General features: G+C 63.6%; 18 protein-coding genes. 11 read left to right on the forward strand and 7 right to left on the reverse strand.

The window, feature by feature from the left end; translation table 11 throughout:
* Positions 1-77: 77 nt before the first annotated feature.
* From EJ074_RS27220 to EJ074_RS27240, 5 genes are all read left to right on the forward strand, one after another.
* A complete protein-coding gene (locus EJ074_RS27220; RefSeq protein ID WP_095807106.1) occupies positions 78-767 on the forward strand; it encodes a hypothetical protein in 690 nt (229 codons plus the stop codon).
* 104 nt (positions 768-871) lie between these two features.
* Positions 872-1,603 (forward strand): dienelactone hydrolase family protein, encoded by a 732-nt coding sequence (locus EJ074_RS27225; RefSeq protein WP_095807107.1) that lies wholly within the window; start codon positions 872-874, stop codon positions 1,601-1,603.
* 65 nt (positions 1,604-1,668) lie between these two features.
* Complete coding sequence (locus EJ074_RS27230; RefSeq protein ID WP_095807108.1) at positions 1,669-2,232, forward strand: RNA polymerase sigma factor; 564 nt, start codon at positions 1,669-1,671, stop codon at positions 2,230-2,232.
* Positions 2,233-2,234: 2 nt separating this feature from the next.
* Positions 2,235-4,415 carry a VWA domain-containing protein gene (locus EJ074_RS27235; RefSeq protein ID WP_095807109.1) on the forward strand — a complete coding sequence of 727 codons (2,181 nt, stop codon included), beginning with the start codon at positions 2,235-2,237 and terminating at the stop codon, positions 4,413-4,415.
* Between the two features lie 138 nt (positions 4,416-4,553).
* On the forward strand, positions 4,554-4,832 hold the full coding sequence (locus EJ074_RS27240) for a hypothetical protein (protein ID WP_245420399.1): 279 nt from the start codon (positions 4,554-4,556) through the stop codon (positions 4,830-4,832).
* Positions 4,833-4,844: 12 nt separating this feature from the next.
* Here EJ074_RS27240 and bmt read toward each other — a convergent pair whose 3' ends face one another.
* Both bmt and EJ074_RS27250 read right to left on the reverse strand, forming a co-directional pair.
* A complete protein-coding gene (gene bmt, locus EJ074_RS27245) occupies positions 4,845-5,861 on the reverse strand; it encodes a betaine--homocysteine S-methyltransferase (protein WP_095807254.1) in 1,017 nt (338 codons plus the stop codon).
* A gap of 109 nt (positions 5,862-5,970) precedes the next feature.
* On the reverse strand, positions 5,971-6,828 hold the full coding sequence (locus EJ074_RS27250; RefSeq protein WP_095807110.1) for a helix-turn-helix transcriptional regulator: 858 nt from the start codon (positions 6,826-6,828) through the stop codon (positions 5,971-5,973).
* Positions 6,829-7,057: 229 nt separating this feature from the next.
* Here EJ074_RS27250 and EJ074_RS27255 point away from each other — a divergent pair, with 229 nt between their 5' ends.
* Entirely contained in the window at positions 7,058-8,068 is a 1,011-nt protein-coding gene (locus EJ074_RS27255; protein WP_165350021.1) for a fatty acid desaturase, read from the forward strand.
* A 70-nt stretch (positions 8,069-8,138) separates the two neighbouring features.
* On the forward strand, positions 8,139-8,984 hold the full coding sequence (locus tag EJ074_RS27260; protein ID WP_095807111.1) for a PhnD/SsuA/transferrin family substrate-binding protein: 846 nt from the start codon (positions 8,139-8,141) through the stop codon (positions 8,982-8,984).
* Here EJ074_RS27260 and EJ074_RS27265 read toward each other — a convergent pair.
* From EJ074_RS27265 to EJ074_RS27280, 4 genes are read right to left on the reverse strand one after another with little or no spacing between them, the layout of a single operon-like run.
* Positions 8,946-10,304 (reverse strand): Xaa-Pro peptidase family protein, encoded by a 1,359-nt coding sequence (locus tag EJ074_RS27265; RefSeq protein WP_129553886.1) that lies wholly within the window; start codon positions 10,302-10,304, stop codon positions 8,946-8,948. The two genes, EJ074_RS27260 and EJ074_RS27265, sit on opposite strands and share 39 nt — an antisense overlap.
* Positions 10,305-10,317: 13 nt before the next feature.
* Entirely contained in the window at positions 10,318-12,888 is a 2,571-nt protein-coding gene (locus EJ074_RS27270) for an FAD-dependent oxidoreductase (RefSeq protein WP_095807113.1), read from the reverse strand.
* On the reverse strand, positions 12,885-13,241 hold the full coding sequence (locus tag EJ074_RS30695; protein WP_095807114.1) for a DUF559 domain-containing protein: 357 nt from the start codon (positions 13,239-13,241) through the stop codon (positions 12,885-12,887). The genes EJ074_RS27270 and EJ074_RS30695 overlap by 4 nt, the downstream gene beginning before the upstream one ends.
* A gap of 13 nt (positions 13,242-13,254) precedes the next feature.
* Positions 13,255-14,832: a trimethylamine methyltransferase family protein gene (locus EJ074_RS27280; RefSeq protein WP_129553887.1), complete on the reverse strand. Its 1,578-nt coding sequence runs from the start codon at positions 14,830-14,832 to the stop codon at positions 13,255-13,257.
* 448 nt (positions 14,833-15,280) lie between these two features.
* Here EJ074_RS27280 and EJ074_RS27285 point away from each other — a divergent pair, with 448 nt between their 5' ends.
* The 4 genes from EJ074_RS27285 (at position 15,281) to EJ074_RS27305 (ending at position 21,485) form a co-directional block, all read left to right on the forward strand.
* On the forward strand, positions 15,281-16,441 hold the full coding sequence (locus EJ074_RS27285) for an MFS transporter (RefSeq protein WP_095807115.1): 1,161 nt from the start codon (positions 15,281-15,283) through the stop codon (positions 16,439-16,441).
* Between the two features lie 100 nt (positions 16,442-16,541).
* Positions 16,542-17,702 carry an MFS transporter gene (locus EJ074_RS27290; RefSeq protein ID WP_095807116.1) on the forward strand — a complete coding sequence of 387 codons (1,161 nt, stop codon included), beginning with the start codon at positions 16,542-16,544 and terminating at the stop codon, positions 17,700-17,702.
* 126 nt (positions 17,703-17,828) lie between these two features.
* Positions 17,829-19,898 (forward strand): prolyl oligopeptidase family protein, encoded by a 2,070-nt coding sequence (locus tag EJ074_RS27295; protein ID WP_095807117.1) that lies wholly within the window; start codon positions 17,829-17,831, stop codon positions 19,896-19,898.
* 207 nt (positions 19,899-20,105) lie between these two features.
* Positions 20,106-21,485, forward strand: coding sequence for an aspartate aminotransferase family protein (locus EJ074_RS27305; protein ID WP_095807119.1), 1,380 nt, complete (start codon positions 20,106-20,108; stop codon positions 21,483-21,485).
* 327 nt (positions 21,486-21,812) lie between these two features.
* Here EJ074_RS27305 and mmsB read toward each other — a convergent pair whose 3' ends face one another.
* A complete protein-coding gene (gene mmsB, locus EJ074_RS27315) occupies positions 21,813-22,697 on the reverse strand; it encodes a 3-hydroxyisobutyrate dehydrogenase (RefSeq protein WP_095807120.1) in 885 nt (294 codons plus the stop codon).
* Between the last annotated feature and the right edge of the window lie 8 nt (positions 22,698-22,705).

Consider the following 22,705-nt stretch of genomic DNA (forward strand, 5'->3'; position numbering starts at 1 on the left):
TCAGGCCGGGCTAAAGTCGCCAACATCATTCACAAGGAAGTCTGGCGGAGCGCGTTCTCCGACCCGGACCGGAAAGGATGACGCGCGCGCACGGCCGGATCGAAGGGATCGCGGCCGCGCTTGCGGCGAATGGCCTCATTCTTCGTGGCGGGTTCGGCTTTGCCGGCGGTGAAGCCGCACCCGCCGCGGCTTCAGGCGGTGCTGCCAAATCCGTCCTGCTTGTCGGACAGGCCGGCGCTGCACCGTGGCCGCATTTTCAGCGCTGGCTGGAGGAGCAGCCGCAGCCGGTGGCCAATCCGCTCGATACATGGTCGCGGCAGATGATCGGCGCGGTCGCGCAAGAATTCGGAGCGCGCGCCGTGTCGCCCTCCGATCGACCCTATCTGCCGTTCCAGCAATGGGCGATGCGGGCGGAAGGACTGAAGCCGTCGCCGCTCAGCATCCTCATGCATCCAACTTATGGCCTCTGGCATGCCTACCGCGGCGCTCTGCTGTTCGAGGAGGAGTTGTCTCTTCCTCAACCTCGCGAAGCGATTCATCTTTGCGACACATGCATCGACAAACCCTGCATGAAATCCTGTCCGGTGGATGCCTATTCCGAGCAAGGTTTTCGACACGAGACCTGCCTGGCGCATGTGCGCGGAACGGACGGGACTGCCTGTCGCGCCGGCGGCTGCCTTGACCGCAATGCCTGTCCATATGGCGTCGACTATCGCTATCCGGCCGATGCCCAGGCCTTCCATATGGCGGCTTTTGCCGGGCTGTAGTCCTTGTTGGACGCGCACGGAATCTTGAATGCGAGAACGATGCCGCTGCTTGCCCTGGCGGGCGGCGCGGATATGTATCGCGCAGGTTCTCAACGGAGCGCGCAATGACCAAGCAGGACATCGAGATCAAGACCCAGGACGGCACGGCGAAAGCACGGCTGTTTCGTCCAGCCGCGGGTGTGAAGGCCGGCGTCATCCTCTACATGGATATATTCGGCCCGCGCCCGGTGCTCGACCAGATGGCCGAGCGCCTTGCCGGGCACGGTTATGCGGTCCTGGTGCCCGATCTCTTCTATCGCTATGTGCCCTATGGCCCGTTCGATCCCAAGACTGCCTTTGCCGAGGAAAAGAGCAAGGCTGCGCTGTTGGTGCTGAGTGGGGGCACGACGCAGAACATGACTATCCGCGACGGGGCCGCCTTCCTTGACGCGCTGACGGCCGAGGGTATCACCGGACCAGTCGGTGTCGTCGGCTACTGCATGGGCGGAGCGCGGGCGCTGAATGCGGCTGCTAGCTATCCCGACCGAATCGTGGCCGCGGCAAGCTTCCATGGCGGCAATCTGGCAAGCGACGCCGCCGACAGTCCGCATCGCAAGGCCGCTTCGATCAAGGCGCGTGTCTATGTCGGCGTCTCCGGCGTCGACCGCAGTTTTCCGCCGGAGCAATCGGCGCGGTTGGCGGAAGCGCTCAGAACGGCAGAAGTCGACCACGTCATCGAAAACTATGTCGGCATGGCACATGGCTGGTGCGTGCCGGACCACAACGTCTATGACGAGGCGGGTGCGGAACGCCATTGGAAGCGGCTCACGACCTTCTTCGGCGAAACGCTCCGGTAGCTCAGGCGGCAAAAAAATCTTTCCACCTCCCAAGGAATCGCCATTAGCCTTCGTCCAACAGGCAAATGACGGCGATGATGCTGGACGACAGCGAAGCTTCCGACGCCCATCTGATCGGGCGGGCGAGGGGCGGAGACAGGGGAGCTTTCGGCAAATTGGTCGAAAGGCACTATGGCTTTGTCTATCGCGCCGCCTATCGCTGGTGCGGCCGGAAGGCCGATGCCGAGGACATCGCCCAAGACGTCTGCGTGCGGCTCGGCCGCGCGATCCGTGACTACCAAGGCAGCAGCGCCTTCACGACATGGCTCTACGCCATGACGCTGAACGCGGCGCGCGACATGATGCGCAAGCGCGCCCGCGAGACCGCCAAGACGGAGGCCTACGGCTCCTACGCACTGATCTCGGGAGAGGGCTCGGCGGACGGCCAAGACCCGGCGGAAGCGCTGTGGGCAGCGGTGCGCATGCTGCCCGACAAGCAGCGGGACGCGGTGCTTTTGGTCTACGGCGAAGGCCTAAGCCACGCCGCAGCGGCGGAAGTGATGGCCATCTCGGAGACGACGGTCTCCTGGCACATCCATGAAGCGAAGAAACGGCTGAAGGCGCTCATGCGTTCAGCCGGGGAAGTGTGACCATGGTCGACGACAACGAACTCGAAAGGCTGCGCGACATCACCGCGCCTGCGCCCGACGGCGAAGCGAAGGCTCGCGCGCTGGCGGCTGCGATGCAGGCCTTCGACATGAACGAAAAAATCTCGACCGCCACCCAAGGATCGGCAACAGGCCTTCGTCTCACGGAGCGAGCACAAATGCTCTGGAGAGAGATCATGCAACGGAAACTCATTGCCACGCCGGCCATCACTGCGCTGGTTGCGCTGCCTATCGCCGGCTATGCGACTTTTCAGATGTTGAAGGAGCAGCCGCCGGTCATCGGTGGCAAGGACGGTAAGGTCACGGAGACGCTGGCCGACAAGCCGGCGGCCCAGAAGCCTTTGGCCCAGAAGCCTGCGGTCAACGAGGTGGCGACCTATCAACCGCTGGCTGCCGCGCCCGCCAAGGAGAAGAAGGCCGACGCCGACAGTGAGAGGCGTGTCGAAGATGAGGCGCAGGTAGCGCCCGCATCGCCGCCGAAAACTGAATTGAGTCGATCCGACGACCAGACGCGGCAGGAATCCGGGGCATTGAAGGGTTTTGCCAAGCAGGTACCGCAGACATTGGCTCCGCCGCCTGCACCTGCGGAAGTTGACCAATTGGCGGCAGGCGGGCGCGCCCAGGCACCGGCAACCGCCATGCAGTCTGCCGAGATGCCGGCGGGCGCGGTCGCCGGTTCCAAGCTGATGGTGCAGCCCGCGCCCGCGCCGGCCGACCAGTTGCAGCCCCAAGAGCAGAACCGCGACCGCATCGAGACCTTCAAGACCAATCCGGTGCATGCGACCGCGCAGGATCCGGTCTCGACCTTCTCGATCGACGTCGACACGGCTTCCTATTCCTTCGTGCGGCGCTCGCTCAAGCAAGGCGCTCTGCCCGATCCGGATACGGTCCGCGTCGAAGAGATGATCAACTACTTCCCCTATGACTGGAAAGGACCGGAGGCGGCAGCGACGCCGTTCAATTCGACCGTCACCGTCATGCCGACGCCGTGGAACGAGCACACCAAGCTCATGCATGTCGCGATCAAAGGTTTTGATGTGAAGGCGGCCGAGCAGCCGAAGGCCAATCTGGTGTTCCTGATCGACGTGTCCGGCTCGATGGACGAGCCGGACAAGCTGCCGCTGCTCAAGTCGGCCTTCCGGCTGCTGGTGAGCAAGCTCAAGGCCGACGACACCGTCTCGATCGTGACCTATGCCGGCAATGCCGGCACGGTGCTGATGCCGACCAAGGCGACGGAAAAGCAGAAGATCCTTGCGGCGATCGACAATCTGGAGCCGGGCGGATCGACGGCCGGCGAGGCCGGCATCAAGGAAGCCTACAAGCTTGCGCAGCAGTCTTTCGTCAAGGACGGCATCAACCGGGTGATGCTCGCCACTGACGGGGACTTCAACGTCGGTCAGACCGATGACGACGACCTCAAGCGGCTGATCGAGAAGGAGCGCAAGACCGGCGTCTTCCTGTCGGTGTTCGGCTTCGGCCGCGGCAATTTGAACGACCAGATGATGCAGACCATCGCCCAGAACGGCAACGGCACGGCGGCCTATATCGATACGCTCGCCGAGGCGGAGAAGGTGCTGGTCGAGGATGCGTCCTCGACGCTGTTCACCATCGCCAAGGACGTCAAGATCCAGGTCGAGTTCAACCCGGCCAAGGTCGCCGAATACCGTCTCGTCGGCTATGAGACCCGTGCCCTGAAACGCGAGGATTTCAACAATGACCGCGTCGATGCCGGCGACATCGGCTCAGGCCATTCGGTGACGGCGATCTACGAAATCACGCCGAAGGGCAGCGGCGCCGAGCAGGTCGATCCGTTGCGCTACGGCCAGGCGAAGGTCGACAATGGCGGCGTCGCCAATGCGGACGAATATGCCTTCGTCAAGATCCGCTACAAGCTGCCGAACGAGAACGTCTCCAAGCTGATCACCACGCCGGTGACCGGCGCCAATGAGGTCTCGACTTTCGACGAGGCAGGCGTCGACCAGCGGTTTTCGGTCGCGGTCGCCGCGTTCGGCCAGAAGCTGCGCGACGAGGACCAGACGGCGAATTTCGGCTATGACCGGATCCTGGAGATCGCCAACGCTGCGCGGGGCGCCGACCCGTTCGGCTACAGAGCCGAATTCCTGTCGCTGGTCCGGTTGGCGTCATCACTTGGTGGGAACAAATAGCATGCAGTATTGAGCGGAAGGCCGGTCGGGCAATCCTGCCGGCCTTTTCGCAATCGTTAAATTGCCCGCTATTTTCGGAACCTCGTTGCAATGACCTGCTGTTAGTCAAAGCTTATGGACGGGCTGAGGGGGCCGCAATTGCACATCAACACAACCGGGAACGCGACGCCGACGGCAAACCGCACGCCGGCGCGGGAGGCGTCTGGTTCGTCCGCGGAATCCGCGCGCCTCAGCTATGATGTCGACGCGGCCCGCAAGACAGCGCTCTCCGCGCTGAACAATGACCGCTTTCGCGTGATGCTCGAGCAAATCACCGATCCGCGCGCTTCAGGTGCATTGCTGACGATGGGCGGCGACAGCAGCGCCGGCACCGACTTCAACACGGCGCTGTCGCGTTACGCCGAAAACAGCGAATAAAGCAGGGCAACCTCAGGCGCGGCTGCGGCGGCGCTCGCGGCGGCCTTCGCCCGCCTCGGCTGAACTGGCTATCTTGTTGCGCATCGGGCCAATCCGCTCGACGATCGTCTCGACCGTCGGGCGCACCGACTTTATGTGCGCGTCAAGCGCCTGGCGCATAGCGCCGAGATGGGCGAACGAGGTGCCGCAGCAACCGCCGACGATTTTCGCGCCGGCATCGACCGCCAGCCGGACATAGTCGGCCATCAGTTCAGGCGTGCCGGAATAGTGGATCTCCGCGCCGCGGAATTCGGGAATGCCGCAATTGCCCTTCACGATCACCGTGGCTTCCGGCTTCGCTTCGGTCATGTCGAGCAGCGAGGCAAGAATATCGGCCGCACCTACCCCGCAATTGGCGCCGACGCCAAGCGGGGCCTGCGGCAGCCCGTCGACGACGCCATGGATGTCCTTCGGCAGAAGGCCCATCATGGTACGGCCGGCCGTATCGAAGGAACCGGTATAGGTATAGGGGAGGCCGACCCGGATCGCAGCTTCGGCTGCGGCGCGGATCTCGTCCGGCGCCGACATGGTCTCGATCCAGGCAACTTCGGCGCCGCCCTGCTTGAGGCCTTCGATCTGCTCGGCAAACGCGTCGACGGCGTCTTCATAGGTCAAGGCGCCGAGCGGCACCAGCAACTCGCCGGTCGGGCCGACCGAGCCGGCGACGATCACCTTGCGGCCGGACCTGTCGGCGACGGAACGGGCGATCTCGGCAGCGCGCTTGTTCAGATCGCGCACACGGTCCTGGGCGTGGTGCAGCTTCAACCGGTGGCGGGTGCCGCCGAAGGAATTGGTGAGGATGATGTCGGCACCGGCATCGACGAAATTCTGGTGCAGGCTGGCGATGGTTTCGGGCGCCGTCTCATTCAATAGTTCGGGCGCTTCGCCGGCCTCGAGGCCCATCGCGAACAGGTTGGTGCCGGTGGCGCCGTCTGCCAGCAGCACCCCTTTTTCGGCCAGCAATGCATCGATGGGGTTGGTCGCGGTCATGGCCATGGCTTTCGTTCCGGAATTCGAATAACGATATAAAGAAGTCTTTATGTCCAGTCAATGAATTTGCGACCGCAGTGACGTGTCGACGTGCCGATGTCGGAGAGGTCTAGACAGGACCTGATGCGAACGAGGTGCCAGCGAGTTTTTGCGTGAAGGTCGCGGCCTCATGCGCGTTGACGTCGGCTGCGCGGATTAGGTTGTCGAAATGGCTGGTCAAGGTGCGAATCGGCTGCGTGGCGTTCAGCACCAGATACATGTCGCCGACATAGATGGCGGCGCGGAAAGGCCCAAAGATCGTGTAGGGGATCGAGTAGCGCATGCGGCCATCGTAGAGGAACAAGCGGAAGGTCGGATAAAGGTCGTCGAGCAGGGCTGCCATATGCAGCAATTGCTTGCGCCGCTCCGCTTCCGGAAAACGGTCCCACACGCCCAGACCACGTGCAAAGATCTCCAGCGTGTGACGCGGCATGCAAACTTCCATGTCGGTCTCGGGGCGCCGGGTATAGTCGATGCGGTACTGCGTCTCGCCGGCCTGTGCCTCACGGCTCTTGTTGGCGATTCCTGCCTCGTATTCGACCAGAGCTTCGGTGCGCAGCAGATCGGGAATGCCCGCGGGCACGTAGCGTATCTTCGTGCCGGCCGCCTCGGCGTGCCACTTGGCAAGCAGCGTGCGATCGAATCCGTCCGGCGCTTCCTCGATCTCCAGGCTTTCGCGGATCTCGCCGGTGACGCCTTCGTCCTGGCTCAGCCCAAGCAGCCAGTCGAGCGAGACTCTGAACTCGGCGGCGATGTTGAGCAGCGTCTCGGCGCGCGGCAGCCGCGTCGAGGCGCCCGACAGCAACTGCGAGAGCGCCGAGCGGTCGATGCCCACCGCTGTCGCGAATGCCGACTGGTTCAAGTCGGAACGTGTCAGGAGCAACTTCAGCCGGTCTCTGAAAAGGGTCGACAAATCGCGCTTGTCCATCACGCTCTTCCCTGTTCGTGAGAGGAAAAATTTGCGCCCGGGCCGCCCGGATCGCTGCTCAAGCGTAAAAGAATCCCCAATCTTGTTTACAATGTATAACATTTGCGGCCAACAATGCGCAATCGCAACAGTTTGTGCGCATTGTCGCGTTGCGACAACGATGGGCTACTGACACAATATTGTCAGGAACCACAGCGGTTCCGGCGACTGAAAGGCAGTGGTCGATAGCATGACGAGCATGAAGAAGAGACGCAGCAATGCACCGGCCGTGGAATGGCCGACAATATGCCTCATACTCTTCTGCTACGGCGCCTGGCTCGCCACCGGCTTCCTGCTCTGGCCCTCCTATCCGATGCTTGCGCTTGCCGCGCTGACCTTGGTGCTCGCGCTGCAGTCTTCGCTGATGCACGAAGTGGTGCATGGCCATCCAACCCGCAACGCCAGAGTCAACGAAGCCTTGGTTTTCCTGCCGATCGGCCTGGTCTGGCCATTCCGCCGCTTCAAGACGATCCATCTGCGTCATCATGCTGACGAGCGGCTGACCGATCCGCTCGACGATCCGGAGAGCTATTATCAGGCGATGTGGATGCATGAGCAAATGCCGCCGGCGATGAAATTTCTGCTGAAGCTCAACAACACCATGGTCGGCCGCTTCATTCTCGGCCCGTGGCTGTCGTCGATCGGTTTCTTCATCGACGACGCAAAGCAGATTGCCGCCGGCGATAAGGCCATCCGCAACGCCTGGCTGCTGCACGCCATCGGCCTTGCCGTAATGATACCGATCGTCACCCTCGGCTTCGGCATCCCGCTCTGGCTCTACATACTGGTGCCGGTGTGGCTCGGCCAGTCGCTGATTTCCGTCCGCACCTATGCAGAGCACCAGTGGTCCGAGCACCCTGAAGGGCGCACGATCATCGTCGAGCACTCGCCGCTGTCGTTCCTGTTCCTCAACAACAATCTGCATTTCGTGCACCACAAGAGCCCGGCAGTCGCCTGGTACAAACTGCCGAAGATGTTTCGTGATCGCCGCGACGAATGGCTGAGGATGAACAACGGCTATGTCTATCCGAACTACTTCGCGCTGCTCAAATCCTTCGCCTTCAAGGCTAAGGAGCCGGTCGTGCACCCGGTACTGCGCCGCGCGCCGGAGTCAGGCCGCGCCTTCAAGCCGCGCATCAGGGCCCGTAGCGTGAATGGACTTGGAACGGCCCCGGTTCCGGCTGAGCCGCCCAAGGAGTAAATTCGAGCTTCCGCAAGTTTTGCGGTGATTCAGGCGCCGACGAGTGCCCTGTTTTTGAAGGCAATCCGTCATGAGCAAATTCGTTGCGGCCCTGCCGATGTATGATTGGCCGGAAGTGCGTGGCGAGATCGACGCGCAATGGGCGCTGCTGCGCGATGCCTTCCGCTCGCGAGGCCTCGATGCGCCCGAAGCAGTGGTGCGGAGCAATCGCGACCTGCCGCCGGTTACGGGAGGCGTTCGCAGCGCCGCCGACAAGGTCATTGCGCCTGATCCGGCGACGCTGCCCGCGGACGAACTGGACTTTCGCCTGCTTTGGCTGCACCCGGCGCTGCTTTTCGGACAGACCTGCTGGGGCCCGATGGATCTGGGCTTGGCCGAACATGTTCAAGTGGTCGCCCAGCCAAGCTATGACGCCTTCGAGGGCGGGCAGGGCGAGTTCTATTCCAGCGCGCTGATAATGCTTGCGAACGGCGGGCCGTCGGTTGCTTCGCCGCAGGACGGCAGGGCCGTCATTCCGCTCGACCTCATCCGCGGCAAGCGTTTCGCGTTCAACAATCCGGACTCGATGTCCGGGCTGGTCGGGCTGACGCGAGACCTGGAGGCTATCGGCGAAAACCTCGATATCTTCGCCTCGCGCAGCGAGAGCGGTGGCCACCGCTCATCGATCGTCGCCATTGCCGAGGGCAGGGCCGACGTCGCCGCGATCGACTGCGCGAGCTGGGCTTTGGCGCAGCGTCACGAGCCGGCGGCGAAGCAGGTGAAGGTCGTCGGCTGGACGGCAAGGCGAAAGGGCCTCCCCTTCATCACCGCGAGAACCACGCCTGCAAATGTCATCGCATCCATGCGCGAGGTCGTCGCCGAGCTTGGCCTGGGTGGTTCAACCGCCAAGCAGCCTTGCGTCGAGCGGGTAGGCTGAGAGCTTTTCGTTCCCGGTGTCGGTGATGAGGATTTGCTCCTCGATCTTGACGCCCTCGTGTCCGCCAAGCCGGCCGATATAGCTTTCCGCGCATAACACCATGCCGGGCTGGAGAACGCCGTCGGGCGTGTCGTCGGTCCAGTCGCTCGCATGCGGCAGGGTTGGGTATTCGTCGGCCAGTCCGACACCGTGGTAGAGAACGCCGTAGCGTGCTGGGAAACAATCGTTCGGCGGCACCGCCGAGCGCTCGACGAGGTCGCGGAAGTTCATGCCCGGCCGCATCAGATCGGTGTTGTGGGCGATCTGATCAGCGGCGATGCGGAAAAGGTCGCGCTGCTCGTTCGTCGGCCACCCGTCTCCGCAGAGCCAGGTGCGCGAGAGGTCGGCGCAAAAGCCGTAAGGGCCGATGAGGTCGGTGTCGAAGGCGACGAGGTCGCCATCCTCGATGATGCGCGAAGAGCATTCCTGGAACCACGGATTGGTGCGCGGGCCCGATGACAGAAGCCTGGTCTCGATCCATTCGCCACCGCGCGCGATATTGCCGCGATGCAGTTCCGCCCATAGCTCGTTCTCCGAAATGCCGGGCTTCAGCGCTGCTTCCATCTCGCCCATCGCCGCCTCGCACGCGACGATGGCGCGGCGCATGGCCAGGATCTCGTCCTGCGATTTGATCAGGCGGGCATTCTCCATCACCGCTTCGCCATTGCCGACCGTGATGCCGCGGCGGGCAAGTTCCTCGACGCCGTCCGGATTGATGTGGTCGACGGCGATGCGGCGATTGTCGCCACCATGCTCGGCCACGAGATCGGCAATGCCGGCACCCCAGCGGCGGACCTTCTGCTCGGTCAGTTCGCCGCTGTAGAGATACATCCACGAGACCGCCGGGCGCACCTCGTCGACGACGCCGGCGTGGTCGGACAGGTGCTCGCAGGAGAAATAGTCGAACAGCACCACCGGGCCATCGGTGGCGACGAAACAGTGGCGGGTCGGGTTGTGGGCGACCCAGAGCTGCATATTGGTCGAGTCGGTCGCGTAGCGAATGTTGACCGGATCGTAGAGCAGGGCGCCGGCATAGTCGCGACGCCTAAGCTCGGCGCGGATGCGTTCGAGCCGGTATTTCCGCATGGCAGCAAGATCGGGCGGGCGAACGCCTGCCGCGGCCCATTCGGCTTCGGCCCGCGCGCCATAGCCCAGCACATGCTGGTTGAACGCAACCGCTTTCTGCCGGGAAGCCTCGCGCAGCGCCTCGATCGAGCCGGGTTCGAATGGCATGATCTTGCGGTGACGGCCGAAGCCTCCCTTTGGAGCCTCGCCATGCATGACCCTGAAAACCTCAGCTCCGCATCTTTTCGCCGCTCGGGTCGAAGGGCGGCTCGACATTGATGCGAGCCGGACGGCGATGGCCGAGGATCTCGATCTCGAACATTCCGGCACTCTCGTCGTCGGCCAATGCCGCCGGCACATAGCCTTGCGCCATCGACTTCTGCACGTAGTGGGCATAGCCGCCCGAGGTCACCCAGCCGACCACGCGCCACTCGCCGTCGACGATGCCGCGCACGGCCGACGCGCCCTCGGCCGCCTTGGAGCCGCGAATTTCCTTGCCGGTCTCATCAAAGCGCGGCGCGCCATAGCCGTGCGGCTTTTCCACCGTGCCGTAGTCCTTGCTGACCTTGGCCCAGATCGGTTCGTCGCCCATGACGTCGGCATCCGCCGCATCGACGATGAAGGATACGCGGCGCAGCTTCGGCCCTTCGGCATGCTCCCTGGCAGCCGCGTCGCGGCCGATGAAGTCGTTCTTCTCGAGCTTGATGAAGCGATCCATCGAGCCTTCGAACGGGCCGTAGATCGGCCGCAGTTCGCGGAACCAGGTCGGGAAGTTCTTTTCCAGGCGCATCGACAACAGCGCGCGCATGCCGAAGTCGACGAGGCCGAACTCCTCGCCTGCTTCCCTGATCGCCTTGTAGACCAGGCGCTGATAGGCGGGCGCCATCCAGATCTCGTAGCCGAGGTCGCCGGTGTAGGTGATGCGGTTGACCATGCAGGGCGCGCCGCCGACTGCCATCTCGCGGAAGTCCATGAAGCGAAAGGCCTTGGTCGAGACGTCGACATCAACGAGTTTCTGCAACAGGTCACGCGACTTCGGCCCGGCGATGGACAGCCCGACCAGCGTCTGGTCGAAGCGGTGGATGCGCACGGATCCATCCTTCGGCAGGTGCTTCTCGAACCAGCGCATATGATATTTCTGGGCGGCCGACGAGCCCCAGATCATGAAGCGGTCCTCGCCGGTCTTGGCGATGGTGAAGTCGCCGATCAGCTTGCCGAATTCGTTGACCATCGGGGTGAGCACGATGCGGCCGGTCTTCGGCATGCGGTTGGTCATCAGCCGGTTGAGGAAATCCTCCGCGGCTGCACCCGAGACTTCGTATTTGGCGAAGTTGGCGATCTCGGTGACGCCCACCTTCTCGCGTGTGGCGCGCACTTCCTCGCCGATCGGACCAAAATCATTGGAGCGGTGAAAGGAGACGATGTCCTTCGGCTCGGTGCCCTTCGGCGCGAACCATAGCGGCGTTTCCAGCCCCCAGCTGTCGCCCATCACCGCGTTGTTGGCGAGCATGGTGTCGTAGAGCGGCGTCGTCTGCGCCGGGCGCGCGGCCGGCAGCTCCTCGTTGGGAAAGCGGATCGAGAAGCGCCGCGAATAGTTCTCCCGCACCTTGGCGTTGGTGTAGCGCAGGCTCGCCCACTCGCCGAAGCGCGCGACATCCATTCCCCAGACGTCGAAGCCCGGATCGCCATGCACCATCCAGTTGGAGAGCGCGAGGCCGACGCCGCCGCCCTGGCTGAAACCGGCCATGACGGCACAGGCGCACCAGAAGTTGGTCAGGCCTTGGACCGGACCGACCAGCGGATTGCCGTCGAGCGCGAAGGTGAAGGGGCCGTTGATGATCTGCTTGATGCCGGCCTTCTCGATGCCGGGGAAGTGCTTGAAGCCGATCTCCAGCGAGGGCGCGATGCGGTCGATGTCGGGCTGCAGCAGTTCATGGCCGAAATCCCAGGGGGTGTTGACCGGCGACCACGGCTTGCAGGCCTTCTCATAGGTGCCGAGCAGGATGCCGTTGCGCTCCTGGCGGGTGTAGATCTCGCCCTTGAAGTCGAGCACGCCGATCATCTCGCGGCCCGTCGACTTGTTGAATGCCTCGACCTCCGGCATCGGCTCGGTGAGCAGGTACATGTGCTCCATTGCCAGCACCGGCAGCTCGACGCCGACCATGCGGCCGATCTCGCGCGCCCACAGGCCGCCGCAATTGACGACATGTTCGGCGTGGACCGTGCCCTGTTCGGTGACGACGTTCCAGGTGCCGTCGACTTCCTGCGTCAGATCGACGACGCGGTTGCGCAGCACGATCTCGGCGCCGAGCTTTTTCGCCGCCTTCGAATAGGCGATGGTGGTCCCGGACGGATCGAGATGGCCTTCGACCGGATCCCACATGGCCCCGACAAAGTTCGTCTCGTCCATCAGCGGGAACATGGCCTTGGCCTCGGAAGGCGTGATCAGCTCGGTGTCCATGCCAAGATAACGGCCCTTGGCGTGAGCGAGCCGCAGGAAGTCCATGCGCTCGGGCGTATCGGCCATCATGACGCCGCCGGTGAGATGCAGCGAGCAGGACTGGCCGGAAAGCTCCTCGATCTCCTTGTAGAGCTGAACCGTATAGGCTTGCAGCTTGGCGACGTTCGGGTCGCCGTTCAGCGTATGGAAGCCGCCCGCCGCGTGCCAGGACGAGCCGGAGGTCAGCTCCGAGCGCTCGATCAGCATGATATCGGTCCAGCCGGCCTTGGCGAGGTGATAAAGTACCGAACAGCCGACGACACCGCCGCCGATGACAACCGCTTTAACGTGGGATTTCATGAAGATAGGTCCGTTCTTGAAGAGACTGATTCGAGTGAGTGGGGCGTGAAGGCGAAGCGGAGATCGGACACGGCGACGCTTTCGGCCAGCCTGTCATCAAGCCCGGCAAGATTGGCTTCACAGACGGAAGTTCGGTGTTTCACGACGTCATGGTTCCAAAGACGCAGGATCGAATAGCCTTGAGCGCGCATGAAGTCGTCACGGCGGCGGTCATATGAACTGTGCTTCGCAGCGTCACCCTCCGGAGGGAGAGTAAGGGGGGCGGCTGGAGTCACGTCGCGCCTTTCCTCTACCCCGTCGATCGGGGGAGAAGTGTCGAGCGCAGCTCGACGCAATAGGAGTCGACTGTTCATCAAGCAAAAAAAATCAAAAATCAGTCGGCGCACCGCCTTCGGCGCGTCGCTTGTCGACGAAATCGTTGAGTTCCTCGCGGATGGCGGGGTCGATATACGGCTCCTCGTAGGCGGCAAGGCGCTCCTTCCAGACCTTGTTGGTGCGTTCCAGCGCCGTCGGCGAGCCCGCCTCGGCCCAGGTCTCGAAGTTGCGCCAGTCGGAGACGATCGGCGAATAGAAGGCGGTCTTGTAGCGCTGCTGCGTGTGCGGGGTGCCGAAGAAGTGGCCGCCAGGGCCGACCGACTGGATGGCGTCGAAGCCCAGCGCGTCCTCTGACAGATCGAGCGGGGTGAGGAATTCGGCCACCATCTGCAGGAGGTCAATGTCGAGAATGGTCTTTTCGTAGGAGCAGCGGAGGCCGCCTTCGAGCCAGCCGGCCCCGTGCATCATCAGATTGCCGCCGCCCTGGATGGCGCCCCAGAGCGAGAACACGCTCTCATAGGCGGCCTGCGCGTCGACCGTGTTGGCGGCGCAGGTGTTGGAGGTGCGATAGGGAATTCGATAGCGGCGGGCGAGCTGGCCGCCGACGAGCTGCGCCTTCATGTATTCGGGCGTGCCGAAGGCCGGCGCGCCGGACTTCATGTCGACATTGGAGGTGAAGCCGCCGTAGCCGACGGGCGCGCCCTTCTTGACCATCTGGGCGAAGGCGATGCCGGAGAGCGCCTCGGCGTTCTGCTGCACCAGCGCGCCGGCGATGGTGACTGGGGCCATGGCGCCCGAGAGCGTGAACGGCGTCACGATCACCGCCTGGCCCATGCTCGACATCTGGATGATGCCTTCCATCATCGGCACATCGAGCTTGAGCGGCGAGTTGGTGTTGATGATGGTGAAGACCGACGGCTCCTCCATCAGCTGCTCGCGGCTGATACCGCGGGCGATGCGGGCGATCTCGATGCCGTCGACATTGCGCTCCTTGCCGAGCGAATAGATGTGGAAGACCTTGTCGGTCAGCAGGCTGAGATCGCGGATGCATTCCAGGTGGCGGACCGACGGATGGATGTCGATCGGCTCGACCGGATAGCCGCCGGTGCAGTTGAGAATATTATGCATCTGCGTCAGGCGCAGGAAGTTGCGGTAGTCGGCCTGGTTGCCGGGCCGGCGGCCGCGATCGAGATCGGAGCAATTGGGCGCCGACGCCATCATCGACAGGATGACGTTGTCGCCGCCGAAGCGCAGATTGTGCTCCGGGTTGCGCGCATGCAGCGTGAATTCCGGCGGGCAGTACGAAATAAGCTCGAGGATCATCTCGCTGTCGAAGCGCACGCGCTCGCTGCCTTCGCGAACCTCCGCCCCATGCGCCTTCATGATGCGGCGGGCCTCTTCGTGCAGCACGTCGACGCCGATTTCCTGCAGCACCCGCAACGAGGCGAGGTGGATCGATTCCAGCTCGTCATCGGACACCAGCTTCGTCGGCGTCAGCGGGTTCTTCAATTGCCGGAAAGGCGGCTGCTCGAACGAGGCCGAGCCACCGGCGCGCTTGCCAGCGCGGCCACCGCGGCGGGCACGATCGTTTGCCAGAGCCGGGTCGGCGGGATGGAGGGCAGCGGTCATGAGAACCTCAAAGGATATGAAAGTGACCGGCATAATGGACCGCCGGCAACGCCGCCGGTAAGGAGGCGGCGACCACTACGGCGAGGGAAGCGACATGGCGGAGCGGCATCCGCGCGACTGGCGTCTCGCAATGTGAAGCCTGTTACGGGTTCATCTTTTACTTTTGCTATACTTGCGCACCGAGCATCTTGAGGGGATAGGGACGCCTGACGTCACCAGAGTGCGTGCGCGCCAACAGTGAAGTCGCATTCCTTGTATCGGATGAAGCCCTATGCCGAGGGGAAGAAAGGGGCGGTCGCGCGCCATTTCCCGTAGGTCCTTGCCGATAGAGCGTTGGGGACGGCCATTGGCGCAAGCGGATTCGCCCGGCGGCTCTTTCTTTTGCGGTGCCGAGTCTTTAGCCCGGCCGGGATGCCCCTCGCAGGGAGCGTTTCAAACGGTTGGCGGAATGGTTGCGGAGAGTGATAACGAGGCGGGAACGCAATGGGCAGCGCTTGCCGGCGTCACCGCTGCGCTTGCCATGTTCGGCGCAGCGCAAGGGCTCTCCTATCTGCTGTTCACGCTGCTGATGCAGCGGCAAGGACTGTCGCCGACGCTGATCGGGCTCTCGGCGGCTATGATGCCCGTCGGCCTTCTCCTGTCGGCTTCCCTCGTGCCCGTCGCGGTGCGCTTGTTCGGGGCGCGCAATCTGGGTGTCGGCTGCGCGCTGGCAGGCGCGCTGTGCTTCTTCGCCATCGGCGCTTTGCAGAACTGGGTGGCCTGGTTCCCGCTCCGCTTCCTGATCGGTGTGATCATCAATCCGCTCTATGTGCTCGGCGAAGTCTGGGCGCTGTCGCTGGCGCCGCCGTCGCGGCGCGGCCGCGTGATGGGCGTGTTCAATGCGCTGATGGGCGCCGGCTATGCCGCAGGCCCGCTGGTCCTGATCACGGTCGGTACGGCCGGCTGGCCGCCTTTCATCGCGGCTATATCGGGCTTCGTGCTTTGCGCGCTGATCCTGTGCGCGGTTTCGGCAAAGCTTACCGGCTTCGAGGATGACGGCCAGTCTTTCGGCGGCGTTGTCGATTTCGCCAGGTTGGCGCCCGTGCTGCTGCTGGCCGTGCTGGTTTCCGCGGCCGTGCAGCAAAGCTCCTATGCGCTGATCCCTGTGTTCGGCTCGGCCTATGGACTGCCCGAGGCTAAGCTTGCCGCATTGGTGACGGCGCGTTCGCTTGGAAACATCTTTCTGCAGATTCCGCTAGGGCTGGCGGCCGAACGCTTCGGCGGCCGGGCGATGATCATCGTCTGCGCAGTGGTGACCGCCATTTGCGCGGTGTCGCTGCCGGTCCTCATCACCACGCCGTTCGCATGGCCGATGCTGCTGGTGATGGGAGCGGTCGGTTACGGCGTCTACACGATGGCGCTGATTGAGCTCGGCAGCCGCTTCGGAGGCACGACATTGCTCGCCGGCAATGCGGCCTTTGCCTTGATGTGGGGCCTCGGCGGCATTGTCGGGCCGCCCGGTGCCGGCGCGCTGATGCAGGCGATCGGGCCGCTCGGTCTGCCAGCGGTGATCATCGGGCTTGTCACATTGCTGGTCGCATTCGCGTTCTACCGCTCTCGGCTGCGCTGATCCTGACGAATGTCGGCTGCAAGATGCGCCTTCGAGAGTCACGGTCTTACAATGATCGGCCATAACCGCTACTTTGCGAAACGATAGGTGGGCGGGATCCATGGCACTGGCGCATCCGAAGACTGGCGAAGCGGTGCAATGGGCTGCGATCATTGGCGTGATCGCGACGGTCTCGGTATTCGCCATCGCGCAGGGGCTTTCCTATCCGCTGCTCAGCTTCATCCTGCAGCGCCAAGGAGTTTCTCCGGCAATGATCGGCCTGTCGGCGGCGATGACGCCGATCGGCTTCATCCTGTCCTCGCCGCCGATCCCGGCGCTGGCCCGCCGGTTCGGCGCAGGCCGCCTGGCGCTCGCCTGCGCGGCGCTTTCGGCGCTGATGCTGGCTCTCGTCGGATGGACGCAGAATGTCTATCTGTGGTTCCCTTTGCGCTTTCTGGTCGGCGTGGTGACCAACCCGCTCTATGTGCTCAGCGAAACCTGGGTAATCGCACTCGCACCGCCGTCACGTCGTGGCCGTGTCATGGGCGCCTATTCCACCGTCATTTCGACAGGTTTTGCGGCGGGGCCGCTCTGCCTCCTTGCCGTCGGCACCGAAGGCTGGCCGCCGTTCCTGGTCGGCATCTGCGCCTTTCTGTTCTGCGGTCTCTGCCTGGCGCTGGTTGTCGGGCGGTTACCCAAGATCGACGAGCCCGAGAACGAGGCTTCGGTGTTGGGTTTCATGCCGAAGGCCTGGTTGCTCCTATCGGCCGTCGTGGTCGCTGCCGGCTTCGAGCAGGCAGTGCTGGCGCTGCTTCCGGTCTATGGAACACACTATGGCATAGTGGAATCCCACATGTCGGCGCTTCTGTCGACGATGATTGCCGGCAACATCTTCATGCAAGTGCCGCTCGGGCTGCTCGCCGAACGGCTGACAGCGCGTCTCGTGCGGCTCGGCTGCGTGTCGGCAACGATCCTGGGATGTATCCTCCTACCGGAGTTGGTCGACACGCGGCTGATCTGGGTCTGCGTCTTCGTCTGGGGCGCGGCATCCTACGGCATCTACACTATGTCGATCATCGAGCTCGGCGAGCGCTTCAGCGGCTCGGCGCTGGTCGCCGGCAATGCCGCCTTCTCGCTGATGTGGGGCGTTGGCGGCTTCCTCGTGCCGCCGCTCACCGGCAGCGTGATGGAGGTGATCGGCGCATCGGGCCTGCCGGTCACGCTTGGGGCGATCTGCGCGGTGCTGGCGGCGGCAACGATCATTCACCGGCGAGTGATGTAGACCGGACTGGCACGAGACCTGGCGGTTGCTCTTGAATGTTCGCGCCACCTGGCGGGTTGCTCTTGAATGTTCGCGCCGCAAACGCGATGTAGGCCCAGCCTAGCCGATCGCACTTCGGAGTCCGCAATGCCCAGCACGATGATCCAACGCCAGCCCGATCCGACGGCAGAGGATCCCTTCCTCTGGCTGGAGGACCGCAACGGAAAGGACGCGCTCGACTGGGTCCACCGGCAGAATGCGGTGACGGTTGCCGAACTGCAGGGCGACGCCTCCTACGAGGCGGCGTTCGAGACCGCGCTCGATCTGATGACTGCCGAGGACAACATTGCCGTCGGCGCCGCGCTCAACGGCCATGTCTATAATTTCTGGCAGGACAAGACCAACGCGCTTGGCCTGTGGCGCCGCACCACTGTGGCCTCCTATAAGACCGACAAGCCCGATTGGGAAACGATCATCGATTTCGATGCGCTCTCGGCCAAGGAGGGCGTGAGATGGGTGTTTGGCGGCGCCAATCGGCTCTATCCCGACTTCGACCGTTGCCTGCTCTCCATGTCGCCCGACGGCGGCGATGCCAGCGAGATGCGCGAGTTCGACATTGCGACGAAATCATTCGTCGAGGATGGTTTTCGCGCTCCGGCCTCCAAGTCGGGTTTCTCCTGGCTGGACAGAGACACGGTGATTTTCTCGGCGGCTTTCGAGGAAGCCGACAAGACCGAGTCCGGCTATCCGCGCGTAATCAAGCTCTGGCGGCGCGGCGCGAGGCTGGAGGATGCTGAGCCGATTTTCGAAGGCGAGAAGCACCACCTGGCCGTCGGCGGCGGTGTCGAATTCGACGGCGACAGGCGGCATGTGCTGCTGGGCAAGACGCTCGACTTCTTCACCTCGCACAGCTTCCTGCGGCTGCCTTCAGGCGAGAACCGGCGCATCCCCTTGCCTGACGACGCCACCGACACGGCGATCTTCAAAGGACAGCTCGTCTTCGGCGTGCGCAGCCCGTGGACGGCACCGGACGGGACACGCTGCCTGCCAGACGGACTCTATTCCGTCGATTTCGATGGGTGGGTCGAAACCGGAGCATTCGGACCCTTCGAAACCGTGCTGGAACCAGCGCCCCGCGTCTCGATCGCGGGGCTCGCCAGGACGCAGGATCGGCTGTTCATCAACCTGATGGACAATGTGCGCGGCAAGGTGGTCGCCTGCGACCGCACCGCCGACGGCTGGTCGCTGAAACCGGTCGCGCTGCCGGAAAACGGCAATGTCGGCATCAGCCATGCCGAGCATTTCGGCGCAAGCGTCTCGTTCTCCTTCACCGATTTCCTGACGCCGAGCTCGATCATCTGGTCGGACGACAATGGCGCGACGCTGGCAACCGTGAAGTCGCAGCCGGCGCGTTTCGACGCCTCGCCCTATGTGTCCGAGCAATTCGAGGCGCGCTCCAGCGACGGCACGATGATCCCGTATTTCGTCGTCCGGCGCCGCGACCAGAGCGGGCCGGTACCGGCGCTGCTTTATGGCTATGGCGGCTTCGAAGTACCGCTGCTGCCCGGCTATGCCGGCATTCGCGGCAGGCTGTGGCTGGAAGCGGGCAACGCCTATGTCCAGGCCAATATCCGCGGCGGCGGCGAGTTCGGACCAGGCTGGCACCAAGCAGCGCTGAAGGCCAATCGCCAGAAGGCCTTCGATGACTTCGCAGCCGTGGCCGAGGACGTGGTCAGGCGCGGCATAACGACGGCAGGACAGCTGGGCATCCAGGGCGGTTCGAATGGCGGCCTGCTCACCGGCGTGTCGCTGACGCAGCGGCCGGAACTGTTCGGCGCCGTCATCATCGACGTGCCGCTGCTCGACATGCTGCGCTACACCGAGTTGCCGCCCGGCGCTTCCTGGATCGCCGAATACGGCGATCCGTCGAAACCGGAAGAGGCGGCGTGGCTTGCGGCCTACTCGCCCTATCAGCATGTCGCGGCCGATGCCGCTTATCCGCCGGTGCTGCTGATGACCTCGACCGCCGACGACCGCGTCCATCCCGGCCATGCGCGCAAGATGGCGGCGCGGCTGCAGAAAGCCGGGCATTCCAGGACGCTGTTCTTCGAGGAGACGGAAGGTGGTCATGGTGGTCGCGGCGATCGCCGGCCGCAGGCGGCGCAGACAGCGATGCGTTATGTTTTCCTGCAGAGGGCGCTCACCGGCACGGCTTGAAGTCGAGCTATCAGCCGGCATAAGCTGCCGGCCATGGCTCGCATGAGGACATCTGGCGCCCTCGGGGGCGCGGTGACGCCGTCACCGCGCACGCTGCGTGCCGAGCTTCTGCGGCTGTGTGCTCGCATCGGCTACTCGCCGCCCGCCTTCCTCTGACGAATCCGCCCCGGCTACTGCCGGATTGAGTCAAGAGGAAAGACCAGATCCATGACTTATCAGAACTATTCGCTGAAGCAGCTTCAGCAAATCGATGCCGCGCATCATCTTCATCCCTTCACCGATCACAAGGAACTGCGCGAGGCCGGCTCGCGCATCATCACCCGCGCCGACGGCGCTTTCATCTACGATTCCGAGGGGACGGAAATCCTCGACGGCATGGCGGGCCTGTGGTGCGTCAATGTCGGCTACGGCCGCGACGAACTCGCCGAAGCAGCCTATGCGCAGATGAAGGAGTTGCCCTACTACAATTCCTTCTTCAAATGCTCGACGCCGACGCCGGTGCTGTTGTCGCAGAAACTGGCGGAACTGGCCCCCACGCACATCAGCCAGGTCTTCTACGGTTCGTCCGGCTCGGAGGCGAACGATACGGCGCTGCGGCTGGTGCGCCACTACTGGGCGCTGGAAGGCAAACCGGAGAAGAACCGCATCATATCCCGCAAGATGGGCTATCACGGCTCGACGATCGCCGGCACCTCGCTTGGCGGCATGGAGCCGATGCACAAGCAACTCGGCGGCGCGGTGCCGAACATTGTCCATGTCATGATGCCCTATGCCTATGAACTCGCGCTGGCCGGCGAGAGCGATCATGATTTCGGCATCCGCGCGGCAAAGGCGGTCGAGGAAGCCATTCTCGAAGCCGGCGCCGACAAAGTCGCGGCCTTCATCGGCGAGCCGGTAATGGGCGCCGGCGGGGTAAAAATCCCGCCGATGAGCTACTGGCCGGAGGTGCAGCGCATCTGCCGCAAGCACGACGTGCTCCTGATGCTCGACGAGGTCATCACCGGCTATGGCCGGACGGGCGAATGGTTCGCGGCGCAGACCTTCGGGATCGAGCCCGACACCATAACCACCGCCAAGGCGCTGACCTCCGGCTACCAGCCGCTGTCGGCGCTGCTGGTCGGCGACCGCATCAGCAGAACGCTGGTCGAGAAAGGGGGCGAGTTCTATCACGGCTACACCTATTCCGGTCATCCGGTGGCCTGCGCGGTGGCGTTGAAGAACCTCGAGATCATTGAGCGGGAAGGCCTGGTCGAGCGGGTCAGGAACGACACCGGTCCCTATTTCGCGCAGGCGCTGCAGGAGCGCGTCGCCGGGCACAGGCTGGTCGGCGAGGTGCGCTCGATCGGCCTCATGGGGGCGATCGAGATCGTCAAGGACAAGGCGCGGAGGGAGCGTTACCTGCCGTCGGGAAGTGCCGCCGTCGTCGTGCGCGACCACGCGATTGCCCAAGGCATGATGTTGCGGGCCACCGGCGACACGATCATCCTGTCACCGCCGCTGATCTGGACGCGCGATACGATCGACATGGCTTGCGATCGGATCGCAAAAGCACTCGACCTTGCCGAGGTGGATCTGCGCAAGCGATGATCGAACGCTCTGGCGCCCTTCGCGGAGGGGCGGCCCGGGCGTCGCAGTTTGCCGGGCGCGACCGGGCTTCCCGAAACGCAAAAACCGCGCTCCAACGGGAACGCGGCTTTGCCAGATACGCATGGCGTTTCGCTACGAAGCACTTGCGAAACTTACGGGCTCCGGTACGCGAGACCTGATCCGGAGCGCCGGGCGGATGCGATGTCCGCCTCGCAATCCGTTTTAAAGGCACATCGTTACCGGTGGGTTAGCAAGACCTTAAGCAAATCTAAATTTGCTCGGATTCCGCCAAAAAAGAGACGCTAATAACCGTTTCAAAGCAGCGGGTTAGATTTGATCGCCGCGCAAGAAATTTATAATGCCGGAAAAATCCAGGCCGGCGTTGCCTTGCGCGTTGAACAGCGCGTAGAGCTGGGTTGCCTCGGCGCCCAAAGGCGTCACCGCACCGGCGCTCTGCGCGGCCTCCTGCGACAGTTTCAGGTCCTTCAGCATGAGCGCAGCAGCAAAGCCTGGCTTGTAGTCGCGATTGGCGGGCGAAGCCGGCACCGGGCCAGGCACTGGACAGTAACTGGTCAGCGACCAGCACTGACCCGAGGCGGTGGAGGCGACATCGAACAGCGCCTGGTGCGACAGCCCGAGCTTTTCGGCAAGAACGAAAGCTTCGGCTACGCCGATCATCGAGATGCCGAGAATCATGTTGTTGCAGATCTTGGCGGCCTGGCCGGCTCCGTCGCCGCCGCAATGGACGATGCGGCCGGCCATAGGCTTCAGGATCGGCTCAGCGGCTGCGAAAGCCTCATCGGAGCCGCCGGCCATGAAGGTCAACGTCCCCGCGGCAGCGCCGCCGGTGCCGCCGGAGACCGGCGCGTCGACCGACGGCAGACCATGCTTCGCAGCAATCGCATGGGCTTTGCGCGCCGATTCGACATCAATGGTCGAGGAATCGATGAACAGCGCGCCCTTCTTCGCCTTGGACGCGATGTCTTCGTAGACGGAGAGAACATGCTTGCCGGCTGGAAGCATGGTGATGACCACGTCTGCGTCCTTCACCGCGGCGACGGCATTGGCCATGACGGTGACGCCATGCTCCCTTGCGACGCTGAGGTTCTCGGGCACGAGATCGAAACCGTTTACAGTGTGCCCTGCCTTTACAAGGTTGGCGGCCATTGGATTGCCCATATTGCCGAGCCCGATGAAGGCGATCGTCGTCATTCCTGTTC

The sequence above is a fragment of the Mesorhizobium sp. M3A.F.Ca.ET.080.04.2.1 genome (assembly GCF_003952525.1).
Taxonomy (GTDB): Bacteria; Pseudomonadota; Alphaproteobacteria; order Rhizobiales; family Rhizobiaceae; genus Mesorhizobium.